Raw genomic sequence first — 14,376 nt, forward strand, 5'->3', positions numbered from 1 at the left:
AATTTGTCATGCCGACAGCCCCTCAATCATCTGCTTGATGCGGTCGGTGCAGGCTTTTAGGTCGCGGTCGATCTCGGCAAGCGGGCGCGGCGGCTGGAACACATAAAAGTGGCGGTTAAACGGAATCTCGAAGCCGACAATACCGACATCGCCGTCCAGCGCGTCGGCTTTGCTTTCGTCGATCCAGGCATCCGGCACATGGGGGATGACTTCGCGCTGAAAGTAGTCGTACACCGATTCGCCCAACGGCACGTTCTCGTTATCGCGCAGGCCGGCGTCGGCTTCGGGCTGGCCTTTGGTGGTGCAGATATCCGCCTCGGGGTCGCGCTCGCTCAGAGCGCTCATCAGGGCTTTGAGTTCCGGCGTACTTAGGTTGACGCTGTGCGCGGTGAGGGCTTTTTTCAACAGCTTGCTGAACTGCTCGCGGTTGCGGTGCAGCAAGCTGGCGTCCATCGCTTGCAGGGCGGCCAATAGGTGCTGCTGAGCGGCGCTGTCGAGCTTCTGCAGGGATTTTTCTTCCAGCACTTTGCCGATGCGTTCGGCGTTGGTTTGGAAGTTCAGGCGTAGCGGGCGTTCGACGGTGATACGGCGGTAGCCGAAGGCGTCGATGGGGAAGATTTTGCTCTGCGCGGTTGCCTCGAAGCTGCCATACAGGCGCACCAGCTCGCTGATTTGATCCTCGGTGATGTACTGGCGCTTGCTACCCAGCGATTTGCGCATTTTGGCGTAGTGCTGGCTGCCGTCGATCAACTGCACCTTGCCCTGGCGCGCAGCGGCCTTGTGGTTACTGAGTATCCACACATAGGTGGCGATTCCGGTGTTGTAGAACATGTCGGTGGGCAACGCGACGATGGCTTCGACCAGATCGTTCTGCAGCAGGTAGCGGCGAATCTCCGACTCCCCCGAACCCGCGCCGCCGGTAAACAGCGGCGAGCCGTTGAGGATGATGCCGATGCGCGAGCCACCGTCACGCGGGTCACGCATCTTGCTGACCAGGTGCAGGAGGAACAGCAACGAACCATCAGACACACGCGGCAGGCCGGGGCCGAAGCGGCCGTCGAAGCCCTTCACCGAGTGCTCGTCGGTGATCTGCTTCTGCACCTTCTTCCATTCCACGCCGAACGGCGGGTTGCTCAGCATAAAATCAAAGCACTTGTCGGCCAACTGGTCGTTGGACAGGGTGTTGCCGAGCTTGATGCTGGCCACGTCCTGGCCCTTGATCAGCATGTCCGCCTTGCAGATGGCGTAGGACTCCGGGTTGAGTTCCTGGCCGTGCAGCGACACGCTGACCTTCTCGCTGATGGACTGGATGTACTCATCACCCTCAGACAGAAAGCCGCCGGTGCCAGCGGTTGGGTCGTAGATGGTGACGATGCTATTGGGCGCGAGCTTGCCATCCTGCCCGGTGATCACCAGCGAGGTAGTGAGGTGCACGATATCGCGCGGTGTGAAGTGCTCCCCGGCGGTTTCGTTGGAGCTTTCCGCGAACTTGCGGATCAGTTCTTCAAAGATGATGCCCATGCCGAAGTTAGTGATGCGGTCGGGGCTCAGATCGGTCGCGGCGAAGCGCTGCACCACCTGATACAGCAGGTTGGCGGCTTCCAGCTGCTGAACAAAATCTTCAAAGTGAAAGTGCTCGAAGATCTCGCGGGCGTCCTTGCTGAACGCCTGCACATAGCTCATCAGGTCAGCGGCAGTCTGGGTATCGGACAGCGTTCCAAGAGTCAGCGGCGAGGCGTTGAAGAACTGCTGGCCAGCAGCGCGCAGCAGGATCATCTCGCGCACGGTGTCCGGACGGCCTTCCTGGGCAAAGGTCTGCTTGATCACCTCATCCTTGGTCGGTGCAAGCACGCACTCCATCCGGCGCAACAGGGTGAACGGCAGGATGATGCGGCCGTACTGGGATTGCTTGAAGTCACCGCGCAGCAGATCGGCAATGGACGAAAGAAACGCGGCCGTCTGGGAATGATTTTCCATGTTCACGCAACAACTCCTTGGGGAGGAATTAAAAAGCCGGGAGTTTAACTTGTTGAGCTGGCTGTATGTCATGAGATAAGAGGCCTCCCCTACAGCACGCTAGGCCGATATAAGGGTGTTACGGCGGAGGCCCAGGCGATAAAGCGATTACCTACTGTGGCGTGACAGCCTGCAACGCCCAAGGCAAATCAAAAAACGCACAAACAAAAAAGCCCGATCATTTCTGATCGAGCTTTGATGTTGGGATTATTTGGTCGGGACGGAGTGATTCGAACACTCGACCCCTTGCACCCCATGCAAGTGCGCTACCGGGCTGCGCTACGCCCCGACTGGTGTTGCAGGTGCCTTTGGCGTTAGCCGAAAGCGGGAGGAACTATAAACTAAGCATATGAATTACGGAAGGTTTTTCTTCGCGAAAATCATTTGCGCAGGACGAGGAGAACATCTTCCAGCTCGGCGATCATCTGCTTGATGAGCTGCTTGTACTGGGTGTTGTCGTCCTTGGCTTCGTCGCCGGTCAGGCGCAGTCGTGCACCGCCGATGGTGAAACCCTGGTCGTACAACAAGGCACGGATCTGGCGGATCATCAGCACATCCTGGCGCTGATAATACCGACGATTGCCGCGACGCTTTACCGGGTTGAGCTGCGGAAACTCCTGCTCCCAATAACGAAGCACGTGCGGTTTCACCGCACAGAGTTCACTGACCTCGCCGATGGTGAAGTACCGCTTGCCGGGTATGACAGGCAGTTCGTCGTTATGACTTGGTTCCAGCATAAGCTTCAACTCTGGCTTTAAGCTTCTGGCCGGGGCGGAAAGTCACTACACGGCGGGCCGTGATAGGGATTTCCTCCCCTGTTTTTGGATTACGACCGGGGCGCTGACGCTTATCGCGCAGATCGAAGTTACCGAAGCCTGAGAGCTTCACCTGCTCATTGAGTTCCAAGGCCTGGCGGATTTCTTCGAAGAAGAGTTCCACCAGTTCCTTGGCTTCTCGCTTGTTCAGGCCCAGTTCATCGTACAGACGTTCGGCCATCTCAGCTTTCGTCAGTGCCCCCATACGCTAGTTCCTTAACGTGGCGTTGAACCTTTGTTCCAGGGAGGTGAGGATATTCTGGGTTGCGCTGCTCACCTCATCGTCATTCAGAGTGCGCGATGGATGCTGCCAGGTCAAGCCAACGGCGAGGCTTTTTCTAAGCGGATCAATGCCTTTACCGTGATAAACATCAAACAACCTGAGGTCGGTCAGCCATTCACCAGCCTGCTCACGAATATCGGCCAGCAGATGCTGGGCCGGTACTTCGCGATCTACCAGCAAAGCCAGGTCGCGGCGCACTTCGGGGAAGCGCGACAGCTCTTTGAATGCCGGCATGCGGCCCTGGGTGATTTCACTCAGCACCAGCTCGAACAGGAATAGCGGCTGATCGAGGCCGAGGGTCTTGGCCAGCTCCGGGTGGATGGCCCCCACGTAGCCGACCAGGCGCCCTTCCCGCTCGATGCGTGCGGTCTGGCCCGGATGCAGGGCACTGTGCTCGCCCGGCACGAAGCTGAAGCTGCCGATGTCGCCGGCTGCAGCCAGGAGGGCTTCGACGTCTGCCTTGACATCAAAGAAGTCCACGCCGTCACGGCCGTGGGCCCAGCTCTCCGGCAGACGGCTGCCGGTGATCACGCCAGCGAGCATCGGCTCTTGGTTGAGTTCGTCCAGTTGGCCAACGAAACGCAGGCCGCTTTCGAACAGGCGCACGCGCGGCTGCTGGCGGTTGAGGTTGTGCTCCACGGCCTTTACCAGCCCCGGCCACAGCGAGGCGCGCATGGCGGCCATGTCGGCGGAAATCGGGTTGGCCAGGGTCAGCGGCTGCACGCCCGGGCTGAACAGCTCGAACAGTTTGGGATCAATGAAGCTGTAGGTGATCGCTTCCTGGTAACCGCGGGCCACCAGCAGGCGACGCAGCACCGGCAAGTCAGCCACGGCCTCGGCCTTGGTCTGCGGCGCCAGGCGCGCTTGCGGGTAACGCACCGGCAGGCGGTTGTAGCCGTACAGGCGGGCCAGCTCTTCGATCAGGTCGACTTCCAGGCTGATGTCGAAGCGGTGGCTCGGTACCTTGACCTGCCACTGCCCTGCCCCTTGGGCTTCGATACCCAGGCCCAGTGCACCGAGCAGTTTGACGATCAGTTCGTCGTCGAGCTTGAGGCCGAGCATCTGCTCGACGCGCTCGGCACGCAGGCTGATCGGTGCGATGTTCGGCAACTGCGCTTCAGCTACCGCTTCGATGATCGGGCCGGCTTCACCGCCGACGATTTCCAGCAGCAGCGACGTGGCGCGCTCCATGGCTTCGCGAGCAAGCTGCCAGTCCACGCCACGCTCGAAGCGGTGCGAGGAGTCGGTGTGCAGGCCGTAGGAACGGGCCTTGCCAGCGACGGCGATGGTGTCGAAGAAGGCGCTTTCGAGGAACAGGTCGCGGGTGCTGTCGCTGACGCCGCTGTGCTCGCCGCCCATCACGCCGGCGATGGCCAAGGCGCGTTCATGGTCGGCGATGACCAGGGTGTCGGCGCGCAGGGTGACTTCCTGGCCGTCGAGCAGTACCAGCTTCTCGCCCTCTTCGGCCATGCGCACACGAATGCCGCCCTGGATCACGTCGAGGTCGAAGGCGTGCATCGGCTGGCCGAGTTCGAGCATCACGTAGTTGGTGATGTCGACGGCGGCGTCGATGCTGCGTACGTCGGCGCGGCGCAGGCGCTCGACCATCCAGCGCGGGGTCGGCCTGGACAGGTCGACGTTGCGCACCACGCGGCCCAGGTAACGCGGGCACGCCTGGGTGGCGATCACCTCGACCGGGCGCACTTCGTCGTGGGCCGGGGCGACTGTAGCAACCTGCGGGCGGGTTACCGGCACGTCGTACAGGGCGCCGACTTCACGGGCCAGACCGGCCAGCGACAGGCAGTCACCGCGGTTGGGGGTGAGGTCGACTTCGATGCTGACGTCGTTGAGTTCGAAGTACTCGCGGATGTCCTGGCCAACCGGCGCATCGGCCGGCAGCTCGAGCAGGCCGTCGTTGTCTTCGCTGATCTGCAGCTCGGAAGCCGAGCAGAGCATGCCGTTGGACTCGACGCCGCGCAGCTTGGCCTTCTTGATCTTGAAGTCGCCGGGCAGTTCGGCGCCGATCATGGCGAACGGAATCTTCAGGCCGGGGCGCACGTTGGGCGCGCCGCACACGACCTGGAAGGTTTCGCTGCCGTTGCTGACCTGGCACACGCGCAGTTTGTCGGCGTCTGGATGCTGCTCGGTGCTCAGCACCTCGCCCACGATCACGCCGCTGAAGGCGCCGGCCACCGGGCTGACGCTGTCGACTTCGAGGCCGGCCATGGAGAGGCGCGCGACCAGTTCGTCACGGGAAACCTGCGGGCTTACCCAGCTGCGCAGCCACTGTTCACTGAATTTCATACTGTCTGTTCTCCTGATCCGATTCGATTACAAAATGCGAGAGGTGCTAGCGAAATTGCGCCAGGAACCGCAGATCGTTATCGAAGAACAGCCGTAAGTCGTTCACCCCGTAGCGCAGCATGGCCAGGCGCTCGACGCCCATGCCGAAGGCGAAGCCAGAGTATTTTTCCGGGTCGATGCCGGACATGCGCAGCACGTTCGGATGCACCATGCCGCAGCCCATCACTTCCAGCCAGCCGGTCTGCTTGCACACACGGCAGCCTTTGCCGCTGCACATCACGCACTGCATGTCGACTTCGGCCGATGGCTCGGTGAACGGGAAGAAGGAAGGACGGAAACGCACGCCAAGGGGCTTCTCGAAGAACACGCGGAGGAATTCCTCGATGGTGCCCTTGAGGTCAGCGAAGCTCACACCCTCGTCGACCAGCAGGCCTTCGACCTGGTGGAACATCGGCGAGTGGGTGATATCGGAATCGCAACGGTACACGCGGCCCGGGCAGACGATACGAATCGGCGGCTGCTGGGACTCCATGGTGCGTACCTGTACCGGCGAGGTATGGGTGCGCAGCAGCATGTTGGCGTTGAAATAGAAGGTGTCGTGCATGGCACGAGCCGGGTGGTGGCCCGGAATGTTGAGCGCCTCGAAGTTGTGGTAGTCGTTCTCCACTTCGGGGCCTTCGGCGATACCGTAACCAATGTGCGTAAAGAATTGCTCGACGCGCTCCAGGGTACGGGTAACCGGGTGCAGACCACCCGATGCCTGGCCACGGCCCGGCAGGGTGACATCGATACGTTCAGCGGCGAGCTTGGCGCTCAGCGCGGCCGATTCGAGAATATCCTTGCGGCTGTTGAGGGCGTCCTGGACGCGCTCCTTGGCCGAGTTGATCAGAGCGCCCGCCTTGGGACGTTCTTCGGCAGACAGGTTGCCCAGAGTCTTCATCACCTGGGTCAGTTCGCCCTTCTTGCCCAGATAGTGAACCCGCAGTTGCTCCAGGGCGTTCACATCGTCGGTGTGGCTGACGGCCTCAAGCGCTTGCGAGACCAGCACATCCAGATTTTCCATTTACAGACTCCAGATACGAAACAGGGGAAGAGCTTGAAGGCTCTTCCCCTATTGGTGACGTTTAGCACCGGGCCGAAACCCGGTGATTGTCGGGGACTTAAGCCAGTACGGCTTTCGCTTTCTCGACAATCGCAGCAAACGCCGCTTTTTCGTTCACTGCCAGATCAGCCAGAACCTTACGGTCGATTTCGATCGACGCTTTTTTCAGGCCAGCGATGAAACGGCTGTAGGACAGACCGTTGACGCGAGCACCAGCGTTGATACGAGCGATCCACAGAGCGCGGAACTGACGTTTTTTCTGACGACGGTCACGGTAGGCATATTGACCGGCCTTGATGACAGCCTGCTTGGCAACACGGAATACGCGCGAACGTGCGCCGTAGTAGCCTTTAGCGAGTTTCAGAATTTTTTTGTGACGAGCACGAGCGATAACGCCACGTTTAACACGAGCCATGAGTTATTTCCTCTATCTTGACCGAGATTAACGAACGCGCAGCATGCGCGCGACCTTTGCAACGTCAGACGGATGCACCATGGTGCTACCGCGCAGGTGACGCTTACGTTTGGTCGACATCTTGGTCAGGATGTGGCTCTTGAAAGCGTGTTTGTGCTTGAAGCCGGTGGCGGTTTTCAGGAAACGCTTAGCCGCACCGCTTTTGGTTTTCATCTTTGGCATGTTCGGATACTCCGCATTTAGTTGATATAGATAACCATAAGGCCTGCCGTGCCCTGGAGGTTACTTCTTGCGTTTGGGAGCGATGACCATCATCAGTTGGCGTCCTTCCATCTTAGGATGCTGTTCGACGGTACCGTGTTCGGCGAGGTCAGCTTCGACCCGCTTCAACAGTTCCATACCCAGCTCCTGGTGGGCCATCTCACGACCACGGAATCTCAAAGAGATCTTGGCCTTGTCCCCTTCCATCAGGAAACGTACCAGGTTGCGAAGTTTTACCTGGTAATCCCCATCTTCCGTCCCTGGACGAAACTTGATTTCTTTAATCTGCTGCTGGTGCTGGTTCTTCTTGGCAATCGCTGCCTGCTTCTTCTTTTCGAAGAGGTGCTTGCCGTAATCCATGATCCGGCAAACCGGCGGCAATGCATCAGCAGAAATTTCCACCAGATCCAGCTTGGCGTCTTCGGCTATTTTAAGCGCTTCTTCAATAGAGACGATGCCAATCTGCTCGCCTTCAGCGCCAATTAACCGAACCTCGCGTGCCGAGATATTCTCGTTGATCGGGGCCTTCGGTGCAGCTCGTTTATCTTGTCTCATTTCACGCTTAATAATAATTACTCCAAATCTTGGCGACCGCGCCGGGAAACCGCTTGTGCGAGCAACTCATTGAATTGGGCGACGGGCATGGAGCCCAGGTCAGCACCTTCACGGGTACGCACAGCGACAGTTTGCGTCTCGACTTCGCGATCCCCGATGACTAGCAGGTAGGGGCACCTTGAGCAAAGTATGCTCGCGGATTTTAAAGCCTATCTTCTCGTTCCTCAAGTCGGACTTGGCACGATAGCCGCTTTGAGTGAGTGATTTTTCCACTTCGAGGGCAAAATCGGCCTGTTTATCGGTGATATTCATGATCACTGCCTGGGTTGGCGCCAGCCATGCCGGAAAGGCACCCTCGTAGTGTTCGATGAGAATTCCGATGAAACGCTCGAAGGAACCGAGAATCGCGCGGTGCAGCATGACCGGGATCTTGCGGCTGTTGTCTTCGGAAACGTAGCTCGCTTCCAGACGCTGCGGCATGTTCGGGTCGTACTGCAGGGTGCCGCACTGCCAGGCACGGCCGAGGCAGTCGAGCAGGGTGAATTCGATCTTCGGACCGTAGAATGCACCTTCGCCCGGCAGGTATTCCCACGGCAGGCCAGCGTCATTCAGGGCGTCGGCCAGGGCTTTCTCGGCGCGATCCCAGAAGGCGTCGTCGCCAACACGCTTGGGCGGACGAGTGGATAGCTTCATCTTGATGTCGCTGAAGCCGAAGTCCGAATAGACCTGCAGAGTCAGCTTGATGAAATCGGCCGCTTCTTTCTTCACCTGTTCTTCGGTGCAGAAGATGTGCGCGTCGTCCTGAGTGAAGCCACGTACACGCATGATGCCGTGCAGGGCGCCGGATGCTTCGTTGCGGTGGCAAGAACCGAACTCGGCCAAACGCAGCGGCAGCTCGCGGTAGCTCTTCAGGCCCTGATTGAAGATCTGCACGTGGCACGGGCAGTTCATGGGCTTGATGGCGTAGTCGCGGCTTTCCGACTCGGTGGTGAACATGTTGTCGGCGTAGTTGCCCCAGTGCCCGGACTTCTCCCACAGCACACGGTCGACGACCTGCGGGGTACGGACTTCCTGGTAACCGTTTTCACGCTGCACACCACGCATGTACTGCTCGAGCACCTGGTAGATGGTCCAGCCATTGGGGTGCCAGAACACCATGCCCGGCGCTTCTTCCTGGGTATGGAAGAGATCGAGGCGCTTGCCGATCTTGCGGTGATCGCGCTTCTCGGCTTCTTCGATGCGCTGGATGTACGCCGCCAACTGCTTCTTGTCAGCCCAGGCAGTGCCGTAGATGCGCTGCAGCTGCTCGTTCTTGGCATCGCCACGCCAGTAGGCGCCGGACAGCTTGGTCAGCTTGAATGCCTTGAGGAAGCGAGTGTTAGGCACGTGCGGGCCGCGGCACATGTCCACGTACTCTTCGTGGTAGTACAGGCCCATGGCCTGCTCGTTCGGCATGTCTTCAACGAGGCGCAGCTTGTAGTCTTCGCTGCGCGAGGTGAACACGTCGATGACTTCAGCGCGCGGCGTTACTTTCTTGATGACGTCGTAGTCCTTGTCGATCAGCTCTTTCATGCGCGCTTCGATGGCGGTGACGTCATCGGGCGTGAAGGGGCGTTCGTAGGCGATGTCGTAATAGAAGCCATCGTCGATCACCGGGCCGATAACCATGCGTGCAGTCGGGTACAACTGCTTGACTGCATGGCCGATCAAGTGAGCACAGGAGTGGCGAATGATTTCTACGCCCTCCGCATCCTTGGGCGTGATGATCTGCAGGGTCGCATCGGCTTCGATCAGGTCACAGGCGTCAACCAGACGGCCATCGACCTTGCCAGCGACGGTGGCTTTGGCCAGGCCGGCACCAATGGATTGAGCCACCTCGAGTACGGATACCGGATGATCGAACGAACGCTGACTGCCGTCGGGAAGAGTAATGATAGGCATGGCGCTTCCTCTCCTAGTGGTGACCTCTACCAAAGGCCACATGGGTTGGGATGAGCCAGTAAGCGATCCATTGGCGTACCTGCCATACAGAGGCAGGAGCTGTTAGGCCAGCCAAGGAACCACAATCACTGGAAGGTGTAAAACGGTGGATGCTTGCAGAATCACGGACACCTGACAAGGCGCCCTAGAAAGCCTGGGAGAATCTCCCCAAATCGCGAACAGCACCCCGAAAGGCAACAACCAGGAATCGCGATCAAAAAAAATGGCCGCCGAAGCGACCATTTAAAATTTGGTAGGCACAATTGGATTCGAACCAACGACCCCCACCATGTCAAGGTGGTGCTCTAACCAACTGAGCTATGTGCCTGCTGTGGGTGCGCATTTTACGTAGGCACGCTAAAGAGTCAATACCCTTTTTCGCTAACTGACTAAAAAAATTGAGTTTTTTGGATTTGAGGTGTGTAGCCACCCTGCCCTCGCCGCCGTAACGCCAGCTCTTATTCCTGGGTATCGCTTCGCTCAACCCAGGCTAAGATGATGCGCATCGCCCTCGTAGGGTGGAAAACGCTTTTCTATTCCAGCACTGGGACAGCAATTGATCGTTCCTCACGCTCAGCGTGGGGATGCATCCTGGGACGCTCTGCGTCCCAGCGAGCCGGGAAGCGGGCGCGGAGCGCCCAAGCCGATGCTCCCACGCTGGAGCGTGGGAGCAATCAATCAACCTGACGGTGGGCGCAAAGAGCGCCAGCTCAGCTACGCGCGCCCATCCACCCTACAAGAGACAGTTCACGTGCGGTATGCACCAACCCCATACAAAACGGCGCTCTCGAGCGCCGTTTTGTTTTGCCAGATGGGTTACTGAGCCGGGCACGCGGTGGGGGCGGTGCACTGGCCTGATGCGGTGCCCTGCTTGCCGATTACCGTGAAGCGCTTGTCGTCCGGAGCGATGCGTTGGGCGCATTGGCGGGCGCTGGTAGCTTCGGTTTTGCAGCCGCGTTCGTCGAGCACCTGAGACAGGTTGAACCAGCCCGGAGCGAAGTCCGGCTGGCGGCTGACGCTTTCTCGTAACGCTGCTTCGGCACCGCGCAGATCACCGCCGGCGTAACGGCTATTGGCCAGGGCGAACCAGCCTACGGCCTGCTCCGGCCAGCGTTGGGTGGCGGTGCGATAGGCGTGCTGGGCGACATCCTTGCGGCCAACTTCTTCCAAGTCAGCGGCGGCCTTGAGCCATACGGTCGGCTCGGCGGTCGCGGGCAAAGTATCTGGCGGCATGGTCACTACGGCCCAGCGGCTGCCTCGCGCCCAGGTCTTGTCGAACGCGGCGAAGTCGGTCACCCAGCGGCGAGTGGTGCCAGAGCGCAGAATCAGCGTCTGCTCACGACGGTCGTAACCCACCACTACCGCGAAGTGCCACTGCGGGTACCAGTCGAAGGCCAGGTTCTGCAGCACCAGCACCGGGTTGCCGGCAGCCACTTCGGCCAGCAACGCGTCGAGCCTGGGCTTGAGAGGGTAAACGAGTAGATCGTGAGAACGCGCCGCTGCGACCATCTCCACCTGCAGGCTGCCTTCGCGGCCAGGAATGTAAACCTGATCCTGCAGGAAACCTGGGGTGGTCAGCACACCGCGCTGATTGAGCATGGTCGCCAAAGCGGCGGGGCCACACTGATAAGCGGTCTGCGGATAGAAGGGAACGCTGCTGAGCTCGACCCGCTCAGGCAGGCGCTCAGTCTCCGGTAAAAGTACCGGAGATCTGGCGCACGCGCTGAGCAGGACGATCAGAAGTGAAGCGAGGAGCGGTCTTAGCGATTTATGCATTTCACGAAACTGAAGAGGTCTGTGGCGCAGAGCATATCGGTGATGATGAAGATCACCAAGAACAACACAATGATGCCGACCACACCCGCACCAGCCGGGGCTTCGGAGAGCTGTGCATTGAATTGCGACAGTTCGGCGCTGGTCAGGTTGTTGATGCGGTTTTCCACCTGATCACGCTCGACGCCCATGGCGAGCAGCTTTTCCTTGACCTGCTGATCGTCGAGCATCGACAGCAGCTGCTGACGGTCGACCTGCTGTTGCTGCTCGGTGAGCACTTCACCCGTACCGATCATCGCGGCATTGGCGAGTGGAACCTGGGCGATCATCAGGACATGGAACACTGCCAACATGGCAGCCAGACGACGAAAGAACGGGGACTTGGTCATTTTGGTATCTCCTTATCAACCATCATCCTAGACCCGTGTGGCACTCGGCCAGTTCCACCTATATATACGACTACTTCGACATGTGCTGCAGCCCAGGTAATCCGTGCACTCGGCCCGCGCCCGGCGCCAGCGAAAACCAGCCCGAATCACCCTGTATTTCACGCCTTTGCAAGCACGTGAAACTCACAGCGTCTGGCCCAACTCGCTGCTCAGGTAATCAAGAAAACAGGTGATGCGCGACGTCAGTGCGGTGTTGCGGTAGTACACGGCATGGATCGGCTGGCGAACCTCGACGGTGTGCTCCGCGAGGATTTGCACCAGCTCGCCCGAAGCACGGTCGCGGTGGGTCATGAAGTCCGCCAGGCAAACTATCCCTGCACCGCTCAAGGCCAGTTGGCGCAGCGTCTCGCCACTAGAGGCCTGCAGGCTGGGCTCGATGGCGTAGCGGTCGCCGTGTTCATGGCGCAGCGGCCACTGGTTGAGGCTCTCCGGCTGGGTGAAGCCGAGCAGGCTGTGCTCGTGCAGCGCCTCGACACTACTCGGCACGCCCCGCTCCTGTAGATAGACCGGGCTGGCTAGCACGCGGATGCGATTGCTGCCCAGCGGCCGGGCATGCAGGGTGGAGTCGCGCAGCGGGCCGATGCGGATGGCCACGTCGGTGCGCTGCTCGATCAGGTCGATGATTTCATCGCTGCTGTGCAGCTCCAGCTGGATATTCGGGTAGCGCTCGCGAAAGCCTTTTACCAGCGGCACCACCGCATGCAGCACGAACGGCGCAGCGGCGTTGACGCGCAGGCGCCCTGCCGGCGTCTGCCTGCGCACGCGCATCTGCTCCTCGGCCTCCTCGACACTGGCCACAATGCGCCGCGCCTGGGCGAGAAAGGCATGGCCCTCCTCGGTCAGTTCCAGGCGCCGGGTGGTGCGCTGCAGGAGCGTTACATCGAGCTTTTCTTCCAGCCGGCTGAGGGCACGGCTGATGCCCGAAGCGGTCTGCCCCAACTGCTGCGCGGCGGCGCTGATGGAGCCGCTGGCCACCACGGTACTGAAGGCGAGAAGTTCGTCGAGGGTGGTTTTCATGGCGACCATTCGTGATTGCGGCGCAAATATGTTCTGCATGAAACGCGGTTTTTCCGCATAAGTCCACGGCACATACTGGTTCACGAATCCAGCGCAACAACCCTTGGGCATCGCTGTCAGCTACAGACAGCTGTCCATTCAACAGGAGACTTACATGCCACAGATTCCCGCCCTCGGCCTCGGCACCTTCCGCCTCAAGGATCAGCAAGTCATTGATTCGGTACGCACCGGCCTTGAGCTTGGCTACCGGCATATCGACACCGCACAGATCTACGGCAACGAAGCCGAAGTGGGCCAGGCCATCGCCGAAAGCGGCGTGCCGCGCAGCGAACTGTTCGTCACCACCAAGATCTGGACCGACAACCTGGGCGCCGACAAGCTGATCCCCAGCCTGGAGGAAAGCCTGCGCAAGCTGCGCCTCGATCAGGTCGACCTGACTCTGATCCATTGGCCCTCCCCCAATGACGAACTGCAGGTGGCCGAATACATGGCAGCCCTGCTGGAGGCCAAGGCTGCTGGCCTGACTGCGCTGATCGGTGTGTCCAACTTCACCAACGCGCATCTTCAACAGGCAATGGAGGTGGTCGGCGCTGACCAGATCGCCACCCACCAGGTGGAAATCCACCCGTTCCTGCAGAACCACAAGGTGGTGGAGTTCGCCCAGGAACACGGCGTGCACCTGACCGCCTACATGCCACTGGCCTACGGCAAGGTGATGAGCGATCCGGTGATTCAGGACATCGCCGCCAAACACGCCGCCAATCCAGCACAGGTCGCACTGGCCTGGGCGCTGCAGCAGGGTTTCGCGGTGATTCCGTCATCCACCAAACGGGCCAACCTGGATAGCAACCTGGGCGCATTGAAGCTGACACTCAACGAACAGGACATGGCAGCCATCGCCAAACTGGAGCGCGGTGAGCGACTGGCCAACCCGGGGTTTGCGCCGCACTGGGATTAAAAGTCGACCTTGCCCCTGCCCGCTTTGATCGCCCCGCGCTTGGTCTTGCCTTCCAGCCGACGCTTCTTGGAGCCGAGGGTCGGTTTGGTCGGGCGGCGGGCTTTTTCGGTTTTACCTGCAGAACGGATCAGTTCGGACAGGCGTTCCAGGGCGTCAGCGCGGTTCTGTTCCTGAGTACGATATTGCTGCGCCTTGATGATCACCACGCCATCGGCAGTGATGCGGCTGTCACGCAGGGCCAGCAGCCGCTCTTTGTAGAACGGCGGCAAGGACGACGCCTGGCTGTCGAAGCGCAGGTGCATGGCGCTGGACACCTTGTTGACGTTCTGCCCGCCCGCGCCCTGGGCGCGGATGGCGGTGAGTTCGACTTCGTCGTCAGGCAGATGGATGCTGTTGGAAATGACCAGCATGGGGGTTCCGGCAATGAGCTGAGCCGCGCAGCATAACG

At 60.0% G+C, this 14,376-nt stretch carries 13 protein-coding genes, 2 tRNA genes and 1 pseudogene; 1 reads left to right on the forward strand and 15 read right to left on the reverse strand.

All coding sequences use genetic code 11. The features are described 5' to 3' along the window. Positions 1-6: 6 nt before the first annotated feature. The 14 genes and pseudogenes from ACZ0AI_RS08320 to ACZ0AI_RS08385 all read right to left on the reverse strand — a co-directional run bounded on the left by ACZ0AI_RS08320 (position 7) and on the right by ACZ0AI_RS08385 (position 12,970). Complete coding sequence (locus ACZ0AI_RS08320) at positions 7-1,983, reverse strand: type I restriction-modification system subunit M (RefSeq protein ID WP_463569978.1); 1,977 nt, start codon at positions 1,981-1,983, stop codon at positions 7-9. Between the two features lie 245 nt (positions 1,984-2,228). Next, positions 2,229-2,305 (reverse strand) — tRNA-Pro (locus ACZ0AI_RS08325). Between the two features lie 91 nt (positions 2,306-2,396). Continuing rightward, a complete protein-coding gene (locus tag ACZ0AI_RS08330; protein ID WP_463565335.1) occupies positions 2,397-2,753 on the reverse strand; it encodes a MerR family transcriptional regulator in 357 nt (118 codons plus the stop codon). Then, a complete protein-coding gene (gene ihfA, locus ACZ0AI_RS08335) occupies positions 2,734-3,036 on the reverse strand; it encodes an integration host factor subunit alpha (RefSeq protein ID WP_013791841.1) in 303 nt (100 codons plus the stop codon). The genes ACZ0AI_RS08330 and ihfA overlap by 20 nt, the downstream gene beginning before the upstream one ends. A gap of 3 nt (positions 3,037-3,039) precedes the next feature. Continuing rightward, positions 3,040-5,418: a phenylalanine--tRNA ligase subunit beta gene (pheT, locus tag ACZ0AI_RS08340; protein ID WP_463565336.1), complete on the reverse strand. Its 2,379-nt coding sequence runs from the start codon at positions 5,416-5,418 to the stop codon at positions 3,040-3,042. Positions 5,419-5,464: 46 nt separating this feature from the next. Then, positions 5,465-6,481 (reverse strand): phenylalanine--tRNA ligase subunit alpha, encoded by a 1,017-nt coding sequence (gene pheS, locus ACZ0AI_RS08345; RefSeq protein ID WP_463565337.1) that lies wholly within the window; start codon positions 6,479-6,481, stop codon positions 5,465-5,467. Between the two features lie 97 nt (positions 6,482-6,578). Continuing rightward, positions 6,579-6,935 carry a 50S ribosomal protein L20 gene (rplT, locus tag ACZ0AI_RS08350; protein WP_225833270.1) on the reverse strand — a complete coding sequence of 119 codons (357 nt, stop codon included), beginning with the start codon at positions 6,933-6,935 and terminating at the stop codon, positions 6,579-6,581. Between the two features lie 27 nt (positions 6,936-6,962). After that, positions 6,963-7,157: a 50S ribosomal protein L35 gene (gene rpmI, locus ACZ0AI_RS08355; protein ID WP_042552869.1), complete on the reverse strand. Its 195-nt coding sequence runs from the start codon at positions 7,155-7,157 to the stop codon at positions 6,963-6,965. Between the two features lie 60 nt (positions 7,158-7,217). Continuing rightward, positions 7,218-7,769: a translation initiation factor IF-3 gene (infC, locus tag ACZ0AI_RS08360; protein WP_225839773.1), complete on the reverse strand. Its 552-nt coding sequence runs from the start codon at positions 7,767-7,769 to the stop codon at positions 7,218-7,220. After that, positions 7,769-9,692, reverse strand: a pseudogene (gene thrS, locus ACZ0AI_RS08365) (threonine--tRNA ligase). Before thrS ends, infC begins: the two are co-directional and overlap by 1 nt. Before the next feature lie 290 nt (positions 9,693-9,982). After that, positions 9,983-10,059, reverse strand: a tRNA-Val gene (locus tag ACZ0AI_RS08370). 488 nt (positions 10,060-10,547) lie between these two features. Beyond that, positions 10,548-11,507: a PA2778 family cysteine peptidase gene (locus tag ACZ0AI_RS08375; protein ID WP_463565338.1), complete on the reverse strand. Its 960-nt coding sequence runs from the start codon at positions 11,505-11,507 to the stop codon at positions 10,548-10,550. Further along, the gene (locus ACZ0AI_RS08380; RefSeq protein WP_042552865.1) at positions 11,492-11,893 is read right to left on the reverse strand and encodes a PA2779 family protein; all 402 of its coding nucleotides are present in this window, start codon (positions 11,891-11,893) and stop codon (positions 11,492-11,494) included. The genes ACZ0AI_RS08375 and ACZ0AI_RS08380 overlap by 16 nt, the downstream gene beginning before the upstream one ends. Before the next feature lie 183 nt (positions 11,894-12,076). Continuing rightward, on the reverse strand, positions 12,077-12,970 hold the full coding sequence (locus ACZ0AI_RS08385; RefSeq protein ID WP_463565339.1) for a LysR substrate-binding domain-containing protein: 894 nt from the start codon (positions 12,968-12,970) through the stop codon (positions 12,077-12,079). A gap of 154 nt (positions 12,971-13,124) precedes the next feature. Here ACZ0AI_RS08385 and dkgB point away from each other — a divergent pair, with 154 nt between their 5' ends. Next, positions 13,125-13,928: a 2,5-didehydrogluconate reductase DkgB gene (gene dkgB, locus ACZ0AI_RS08390; RefSeq protein ID WP_463565340.1), complete on the forward strand. Its 804-nt coding sequence runs from the start codon at positions 13,125-13,127 to the stop codon at positions 13,926-13,928. Here dkgB and arfB read toward each other — a convergent pair. Continuing rightward, on the reverse strand, positions 13,925-14,338 hold the full coding sequence (arfB, locus tag ACZ0AI_RS08395; protein WP_225833281.1) for an alternative ribosome rescue aminoacyl-tRNA hydrolase ArfB: 414 nt from the start codon (positions 14,336-14,338) through the stop codon (positions 13,925-13,927). The two genes, dkgB and arfB, sit on opposite strands and share 4 nt — an antisense overlap. Positions 14,339-14,376: the final 38 nt, after the last annotated feature.

Source organism: Pseudomonas sp. AC355 (assembly GCF_979258205.1).